This is a genomic window from Pseudonocardia pini (genome assembly GCF_013870575.1).
In the GTDB taxonomy this organism is placed as follows: domain Bacteria; phylum Actinomycetota; class Actinomycetes; order Mycobacteriales; family Pseudonocardiaceae; genus Pseudonocardia; species Pseudonocardia pini.
In genome coordinates this window covers 1-5,853 of sequence record NZ_JACBXB010000331.1, presented here as the reverse complement: position 1 = coordinate 5,853, position 5,853 = coordinate 1, and the positions used below count along the sequence as shown (strand labels likewise).

Annotated in this window: 4 protein-coding genes; all 4 read right to left on the bottom strand. The window is 70.5% G+C overall.

Annotated elements, in window-relative coordinates; translation table 11 throughout:
- Positions 1 to 168: 168 nt before the first annotated feature.
- Positions 169 to 1,965 (bottom strand): DUF1775 domain-containing protein, encoded by a 1,797-nt coding sequence (locus tag H5J29_RS18585; RefSeq protein ID WP_220187610.1) that lies wholly within the window; start codon positions 1,963 to 1,965, stop codon positions 169 to 171.
- Between the two features lie 75 nt (positions 1,966 to 2,040).
- Positions 2,041 to 4,326, bottom strand: coding sequence for a YncE family protein (locus H5J29_RS18580; protein WP_246394028.1), 2,286 nt, complete (start codon positions 4,324 to 4,326; stop codon positions 2,041 to 2,043).
- A 537-nt stretch (positions 4,327 to 4,863) separates the two neighbouring features.
- A complete protein-coding gene (locus H5J29_RS18575) occupies positions 4,864 to 5,682 on the bottom strand; it encodes a mycofactocin-coupled SDR family oxidoreductase (RefSeq protein ID WP_181782221.1) in 819 nt (272 codons plus the stop codon).
- Positions 5,683 to 5,768: 86 nt separating this feature from the next.
- Positions 5,769 to 5,853: excalibur calcium-binding domain-containing protein (locus H5J29_RS18570; RefSeq protein WP_181782223.1), on the bottom strand; the 85-nt coding region annotated here is incomplete at its 5' end.

Genomic DNA, 5,853 nt, shown 5'->3' with positions numbered 1-5,853 from the left:
GGCGGCGGGCACCTCCGGGCTCGTTGGTCGCCCCGACCCCCTGGGCGTCGCGCACGACGTAGACGGGCCGGTCGAGGTCGGCGACCACGCGGTAGAGGTCGTCGGGCGTGCGGGCGAGCAGCTCTCCCCGCGCCAGGGCGTCGATGTCGGGACCGGTCAGGGTCTGGGTCACCATGCCGGTGCTCCCTTCTCGCGCGCCTCGGCGGCGACGTCGGTCAGCTCGTAGATCCTCAAGGACGGCTTCCAGACCGAGGCGTCGGCGACGACGCGGACCCGGCCCGGCCGCCGCTCGACCCGCTTGACGTGCACCTCGAGGGTCATCTCGCCGTCGTGGGCGAGGATCTGGCCGCGGTAGCGCCAGGACAGCTCGACCCCGGCGGGCACGACGAACTCCGGCTCGTCGAGATCCGCCAGGGCGCCGGTGTCGACCAGCCATTCCTGCAGCGCCTGGATCACCGCCTCCACACCCAGCGACCCCGGCATCACGGGATCGAGGTGGAAGTGCCGGGCGAAGAACCAGTCGCGCTCGTGCACCGCACGCCTCGCCCGCAGGTAGCCCTGCCGGTGGTCACCCCCGCCGTCGACGATCTCGATGTCGCGCACCAGGTCCAGCTCGCCCGTGGCGCCCGTCCGTCCACCGGGGACGGTGCGGGTCGGGGTGGGCCGCCGGTCGAGCCAGGTCGAGACGAAGGTGCCGTTGTCCAGACCGGTCTGGTTGGCCAGCGCGGTGGCGTTGAAGAACCCGAACAGCGAGCGCCCGGAGTAGAACGGGCCGATCGCGGCGCGGTCCTCGCCGTCGAGCCAGAGCCGGTAGGCGAAGCTCTGCAGCACGGCGCCGGACAGCACCGTGGTGGCCAGCAGCTCGGAGTGCTGGACGATCGTGCGGCCGCGGAGATCGACCTCGCGGTGCACGGTGGCGCTGCCGTCGAGGTTGCGGAGGCTGTAGTCCTCGGCGGGGTCGGTGAGGGTCGCGCCGAGGTGGTAGCCCAGCAGCAGCGCGGACTGCAGCGAGGTCTCCATCAGGATCACGTTCGGCACGGTCGGGCTGGGCGCGGTCGTGACCGCGGCGACGACGGGGAGGACGGCGGTGCGGTCCGATCCCCCGGCGGGGGCCTCGGCGACCGCCTGGACGAGCGTCTCGGCGGGAGCCTCGACGCGGGTCTCGGCAGGGGTCTCGGCGACCGGCTCGGGCACGGCCTCGGCCGCCGCGATGACGGCTCCCGCCACGTGCGCACCGGAGACCCGCGGGGCACGCCTGCTCCACAGGTTCAACAGGCCGACGAGCCCGAGCAGCGCCAGGCCACCACCGATGAGGATCAGCGGCACCGGGTCGACCGGCTCCTCCGAGGCGGCGGGGCCTGCGGCGGTGACCCCGCCGGAAGCGGGAGCCCGCTCGGCGGGTGCCCCGGCCGGGGTCGTCGTGACGACCTGCGGGACCAACCCGATCGCGGGCGCCGCGGCCTTGTCGTCGCCGGGCTCGGCGGCGGTGTCCCAGCGCTCGACGGTGCCGTCGGAGTAGGTCATGGCGGCGCCGAGGACGAGCCTGCCCTCGGCGGGCAGCGGTCCGGCGGTCACGAGGAACTGGGCGAACTGCTTGCGGCCGACGCGGCCGTCCTCCCACACGACGGCGGCCACGGCCTCGTCGACCTCCTCGCCCGCGACCCGGACGGGCTCGTCCAGCGGGCGCATGACGATGCGGGAGGACCAGCCGTCGACGGGTGCGGCCTCGGCGTTCGGGACGACGACGTCGGCGGGGAAGGTGAGCTCGAGCCGGGTGGCGGCGGCGTCGGGACGCTCGTTGGCCAGCCGCACGGCGAAGGTCTGGGTGGATCCGCCCGGGGCGGTCGTGGGGAGGACGACCACACGCGCCGCGGCGGAGCCGACGAGAGCGAGCACAGCGGTCAGCGGCAGCAGGGCGCCGAGCAGGACCATGGTCAGGACGCGGAACTTCCGGTTGCGGGCCATGTGGCTCCTCCGGGAAAGGGACGGTCCGGGGCCGGGCGCCAGTGCCCGACCCCGGACCGCGGGGGTGTCAGATGGTCAGGAGCCCGACCCGATCGGGTTGATCTGCTCCGGGGTCAGCCCCTTGCGCCAGGCCTCGGGGATGTTCTGCGACCAGCCGTTGTAGACCAGCGGGATCGCCACGATGCCCTGGCCACCCTGACCGGGGTTCGCGACCAGCTTGTCGTCCATCTTGGTGTCCGCAGTCGGGTCCAGGACCAGCTGGCCCGCGACGGCGGCGTCCGCGATGTTGCCGTCGTTGTTCGGGTCGACGTCGACGACCTGAGCGGCGTTCGAGAACTTGTTGGTGATGTAGGCGTAGTAGCCACCACCCTGCTTGGCGCCGAAGTTGCCACCGTGGCAACCGGCGTTGCAGGGGAGGTCCTTGATGACCTTGTTGGTCGTCGGGTCGATCACCGAGATCGTCTGCGACAGCGTGTTCGCCGCCAGCATCGCCTTACCGTCCGGGCTCACGGGGAGCTGGATGGTCAGACCGCCCCACGGGCCGGACGGACCGGTCTGCGGGTCGTAGTTCTTCCAGAGGTCGATCGTCGACAGCTTGGCCACGTCGCCCTGCGGGGTGGCACACGCGTCCTCGGCCAGCGAGACACAGGAGATGCTCATGCCGAGGAAGTCGGACAGGTACGCCTTCTTCGAGTCCGGCGTCATCGAGGTGGCGATCGGGAAGGCCCCGACCGGCTCGTGACGAACGGTGCCGGAGTCGAGGTCGGCGATGACGGCCTCGTTGGTCATCGTGTTCGGCGCGACGACGGTCTTGCCGTCGTGGCTGGTCCAGTGCGCGTGCGGGTGCGGCGTCATGCCGCTCTCGGGGTCGGTGTGGATGCGCTGCACGATGCCCGTGGCGCCCGGGGCCGCCTCGACGATGTCCGTACCGGCGTTGACGCCGATCGTCAGGTTGTCGTTGTCCGGACGGGTCATCACGTGCGCCGGGTTGGGCCCGACCTCGAGGCTCCGGATGAACTTGCCGGTCACCCGGTCGAACACGTCGGTCTCGTTGTCGAACCACTCGTTGCCGTACACGTACTTGTAGTCCTTGTCGGTCCACATGTTGTGCACGTTGTTCATGTTGATCTCGGGAGCCGCGATCTTGCGGTCGATCGTCCAGTTCTCGACGTCGACCTTCGTGAGCGAGCCGTGCTTGGCCTTGCCCGCGAAGTCCTCCATCTGCGTCGCGATCCAGGCCTCACCCACACCCGGGGTCTTCGGCGCGGTCACCTTCGCGAGGGTCTTCGGGTAGGAGAACTTCTGGTCGAAGTACGCGTCCAGGTTCGGGATCAGCACCGGCTTGCCTGCGGGGTCGTACTGCAGGATCGGAGCAGGCGGCTGGACCGGGTTCCAGGCGACGTCCTCGGTCGTGCTGAACTTCTGCCAGTTGCCCGGGTTGGTGATCGTGAAGAACGCGTTCACCAGCCGCTGGATGACGTCGGAGTTCGACGCGACCGGCTCGGGCTTGCCGTTGACGACCAGCTTCTCGCCGAAGTCGAGACCCAGGGTCAGCGGGTCGTCGACCACGACGGCGCCGAGCATGTACGGCGCGACCGAGTCGGTGAAGGCGTACAGACCGGGCTTGTCGAGCTGGATGGTCTTCTTGCCGTAGAAGGCGCCCTTGGCGTCCATGTACGGGAACTCGGCCGCACCCTCGGGCGCGATCAGCCCGATCGGGTTGCGGATGCCCTCGGACTTGGCCGGGTCGACGTTGAACGTGACCGTGACCGCGGGGCCTTCGACGGCGAACTCGGTGAGGGAGTCGAGGACCCCCATCAGGTCCACGCCCACCGGCAGGGTGGAGAGATCGATCGGAACGCCCGCGGGCATCCCCCCGACGATCGTCTTGAGCTGACCGATCAGGTCCTCGGCCTTGGCGGCCTGGGGAGCGGCCTCCGGCGAGGACTTCCCGAGGTTCTGCACGGCCGCGAGGGTCGAGTCGAGGGCGAGCGGGTCACCCGCACCCCCCGCGAGGCCGCCGGTGATGTTGTCGACGATGGAGGTGTCCGTCGGCAGGAGGGGACCACCGAGGGACGGCACACCGCCGACCGCCGACGCCGCGGTGCCTGCCCTGGGGAGGACGGCGACGGCGAGGGACTTGCTGCCGAAAAGGTTCAGGCCGGAGTCGAACCAGCCGCCGTTCTCGTCGGTGATGTCGAACGTGATCGGCAGCGGCGCGACGCCGACCGGCTGCTGACCGATGGCGGGCCCGGCGACCACCGCGGTGGCGCCGACCGCGGCTGCGGCCACCGCCGAGATCGCGGCGAGTCGTCGTCGCTTGCGCGATCCCAACAAGCCTTGGGGAGCGGATTCGGACATGAGTTTCCTCTCGAAGTGCACAGCATGCTGACTTCTTCTCCAGTCGGCCATTCCCTGCCGTGGAGTGGAGGGAGTGAATCATGGCGCTTGTTAAGCACCGTGGGGGCGCGTTACCTGGCCGTTAATTGGGCTGCCCGGAACTGTCGCGAAGCCTGTGAGAACTGCGCTTTCCCTCGGTCCGGCTGCCCTTTCACTGAATAATTCTCAGCCGAGCCGGCCAGCCGTTCCGTCGAGGTCACGGGCCGGACGGGTCCACCGAACGCCGGAACGCTACCCACGCAGAGTCATCAGATTGCCCGGAGGGCCCGTCCGAACGGGGCACGATCTCACTCAGCGTGCACAAACGTGACCTGCGTCTCGTTAGCTACGCCGATCGACGATTGGTCCGGTCTCACCGGCTCCGCCCCCGGCAACGGAGGCCTTCGTTACCTCGTCTTTACTTCGAGGCGGGAGGGTCGCTCGTTTAATAATGGCAGACCCGGGTCACGCCGTCGATTCCGGTCCAAGCGAGAAATCGCGGGCAAAAGGGCCGGGAAATCAGTCCAGACCGTTCGCGAGCGTGATCGAGTCCCCGGATCTGCAGCGGCCCCGGTCCGACACCAGGTACAGGACGGCGTCCGCCACGTCCTCCGGTTCCAGCAGACCCGGGCGCGGGCGACCCTGCGCGAACATCTCCTCGACGTCGGCGCGGCCCGGGTCCGCGAGGTCCGGGCGGATCATCCGGTACGTCGCCGGGTTGTGGATCATGGTCGTGCCGACGCCTGCAGGCAGGACGGCGTGGACCGTGATGCCGTGCTCGGCGACCTCGTAGGCCACGGACTTCACCAGGGCGACCACCCCGGCCTTCGCGGCCGCGTAGTGGCCGGAGTTGCGGGCGCCCGTGCCCGCGACGATCGAGGAGGTCGCGACGAGCCGCCCCGTGCCCCGCTCGATCATGTGGGGGAGCACGGCGCGGAACGTGTGGAAGACGCCGGTGAGGTTGACGTCGATCATGGTCTGCCAGGTCGGCTCGGACATCGTGGCGATCGGGCCGCCCGTGGCGATCCCGGCGTTCGCGACGGCCACGTCGATCCCGCCGAACGTCGAGACGGCCTCGGCGACCAGGCCGACCATCGCCGTCACGTCCCGGACGTCCGCCGTGACGGCGAGGCAGCGCCGGTCGAGCGCCTCCACCCGTCGGACCGTCTCGGCGAGGTCCTCCGGTGTGGACGCCGGGTAGTCGACCCCCTCGACCGCGGCGGCGACGTCGCAGACCACGACGTCCGCCCCCTCGCGGGCCATCGCGACGGCGTGCGCCCGCCCCTGCCCGCCCGCACCCCCGGTGACCAACGCGACCTTTCCGCTGAGAAGTCCCATGTCGGGTGGACCGCAGCGCACCCCGGGACTCATCGACGGACGAAGGCCCAGGTCGGCGACCTGGGCCTTCGCCCTCGGAGCGAGTCCTACTCGCAGGCCACGCCGTCGCCGTCGCGGTCCAGGGCGCTGCGGTAGCCGGCATCGCCGCGGTGCAGCGGGGCCGCACCGGCC